This is a genomic window from Acinetobacter stercoris, assembly GCF_900323515.1.
GTDB classification, from domain to species: domain Bacteria; phylum Pseudomonadota; class Gammaproteobacteria; order Pseudomonadales; family Moraxellaceae; genus Acinetobacter; species Acinetobacter stercoris.
Genome location: NZ_OOGT01000299.1, coordinates 1 through 3,008, shown reverse-complemented (window position 1 = coordinate 3,008; position 3,008 = coordinate 1). Strand labels below are relative to the sequence as shown.

At 38.2% G+C, this 3,008-nt stretch carries 1 protein-coding gene; it reads left to right on the top strand.

Annotation, left to right across the window (positions count from 1 at the left end; all coding sequences use genetic code 11):
* Positions 1–256: 256 nt before the first annotated feature.
* On the top strand, positions 257–2,899 hold the full coding sequence (mutS, locus tag KPC_RS18695) for a DNA mismatch repair protein MutS (RefSeq protein ID WP_121975834.1): 2,643 nt from the start codon (positions 257–259) through the stop codon (positions 2,897–2,899).
* Positions 2,900–3,008: the final 109 nt, after the last annotated feature.

Here is a 3,008-nt window from a genome sequence, read left to right as displayed (position 1 = left end):
TTATTAAATATGCCCGTGAGATCTAATGCTTTTTTATCCAAATGAAAGTTGATAAAAAATATTTACTTTATGCAAGGCAAAGCATTTTGTTACTATGCAAAATATATGGAAAAATTGATGATACATACATAATATTTATCTCGGCTACAGCGGTTTCTATAAGCTCTAGATAAATCACTGTTTTATCATCCTGTTCAATTTCATCCTCCTGTTTATAAATTGAAATAATTTGTATTATTTAAAGGTTTTATTAGGAATGAGTTTAGATATTTCAAAGGTTGATCTCTCCTCCCACACTCCGATGATGCAACAATATTTAAAAGTAAAAATGCAGCATCCTCACTCATTACTGTTTTACCGTATGGGTGATTTTTATGAGTTATTTTTTGATGACGCTAAAAAGGCTGCCAAACTTCTAGGCATAACCTTGACACATCGTGGGAAAACCAATGGTGAACCTATACCAATGGCAGGAGTTCCCTTTCACTCAGCAGAAGGCTATTTGGCACGACTGGTTAAAGCTGGTCAAACTGTTGTCATTTGTGAGCAGGTTGGTGAAGTTACAGGTAAAGGTCCTGTTGAACGAGCGGTAGTCCGTATTTTAACTCCCGGTACTCTGACTGATGATGCACTACTTAACTCTCAACAATCCTCAAATTTAGTCGCACTGTGCTTTAGACAAAGTGAAGTTGGATTTGCACTTTTAGATTTGAGTGCAGGCATTTTTAAAGTTCAACAACAACAATATAAACCTGAACTACTAGCACTTGAACTTGCACGTCTGATGCCGAGTGAAATCCTGATTGACGAAGACTTAATTGATCCAAATATTATTGAACAAATCAAAAAAAATATTGAATGCCCGATTACCAAAAGACCCAATGTTGATTTTAATTTAAATAACGCTCAAAAAACCTTATGTGATCAATTTGCAGTTTCCACCCTTTCTGGCTTTGGTATAGATCACCTACCTCTAGCTCAAGCAGCAGCAGCCTCTCTGATCCACTATGCAAAAGAAACACAGAAGACTGCACTTCCCCACATTCGTTCGATAAAACTAGAACAAAGCTCCGATTTCATATCACTAGATCCAGTTACACGACGTAATCTTGAGATTATTGATCCCTTATTTGAACATGGGACATCGTTATTTTCCTTGATCAACGATTGTCAAACAGCGATGGGAGGACGTTTGCTTAGTCGTACTCTCATGCAACCACTTCGTGATACAGCGATTTTAGACAGTCGACTCGATGTAATCGAAGCTTTTTTAAAAGGATATCATGAAGCCCCGGTTCGTCAGGTCTTAAAAGAAATCGGAGATATCGAACGTGTTTTAAGTCGTGTTGCACTTGGCAGCGCACGTCCACGTGATTTAGTACAACTACGCCAGGCTTGCGCACAAATCCCGTACTTGCGTCATGCTATAGAATCTATTGTCCAAAATCATCCTGTAAAATTAATTGAACAATTAAATGAAGAATTAGGTGATTTTAATGGATTACACCAACATTTAATGGCTGCAATTGTTGAAAATCCTCCTGTGTTACTTCGTGATGGAAATGTTATTGCTGAAGGATTTGATGAGGAACTAGATGAACTGCGTAAAATCCGTGATCATGCGGGTCAGTTTTTAATTGATCTGGAAGTTCAAGAGCGCGAACGTACAGGCATTAATACCTTAAAAATCGGTTACAATCGCGTTAGTGGCTACTATATTGAACTGACTCGTGCTCAAGCTGATCAGGCACCTGATCACTACATACGTCGTCAAACTTTAAAAAATGCCGAACGCTATATCACACCTGAACTAAAATCATTTGAAGATAAAGTCTTATCCAGTGAATCACGTGCACTTGCTCGTGAGAAAATGCTATTTGAACAGCTACTTGAAACACTACGACAAGACATTGCCAACCTACAGATGATGAGTTCAGCAATTGCACAGATAGATTTACTTGCCAACTTTGCCCATCAAGCCCGTTTACAAAGTTGGGCACGACCAGAGTATAGTCCCGAGATTGGTGTAAAAATCATTGCTGGACGTCATCCTGTTGTCGAAGCATTAAATAAAACCCCTTATACCCCAAATGATACGCTTCTTGATTTCAATCACCGTATGGCGATTATTACTGGACCAAACATGGGTGGGAAATCGACTTTTATGCGACAAACGGCGCTTATTAGTTTACTTGCGTATTGCGGTAGTTTTGTTCCGGCGAAAACAGCAATATTAGGTCCTATAGATCGTATTTTCACCCGTATTGGTTCAGCAGATGACTTATCTTCAGGTAAATCAACATTTATGGTTGAAATGACTGAAACTTCACAAATATTGCACCATGCGACAAATCAATCTCTGGTACTCATGGATGAAGTTGGTCGTGGCACCAGTACTTATGACGGTTTATCACTTGCCTGGGCATGTGTATTAGACCTCACTAAACGTATTAAATGTCTATGTCTGTTTGCAACACATTATTTTGAATTAACAGAGTTAGGCAAAGAAACCGCTATAGACAATTACCATGTAACTGCAAAAGAAATGAATGGAAATCTTATTCTTTTACATAAAGTTCAACATGGCCCAGCAAGTCAAAGTCATGGTTTACAGGTTGCCAAGCTTGCAGGTATTCCTGCTGGGGTGATTAAAGAAGCCCAAAAGCGCTTGAAAATTCTAGAAAGACAACAACAGCAGCAATTACAGAATACCATTCAAAATGATTTGTTTGCACCTTCTGCTCTTGAAGAAAATGTTGTCGAAAAAATCGTGGAAGTTGAAAAGCCTTCAGCAGCACTGGATGCTTTGGCATTAATTGATGTTGATGATTTAACACCTCGAGAAGCTTTGGACAAACTTTATGCTTTAAAAGAGCTACTTCATCAGGAAACTCCATAGCGTTTACCATATCTTCCACAAGTAGAAAAGTTTGCAGGACAATACACTTTTCTACTTGGCTTTTAACTCTATAAATTCAATTTTAATCAAGTGAGTAACTCCTTATAAT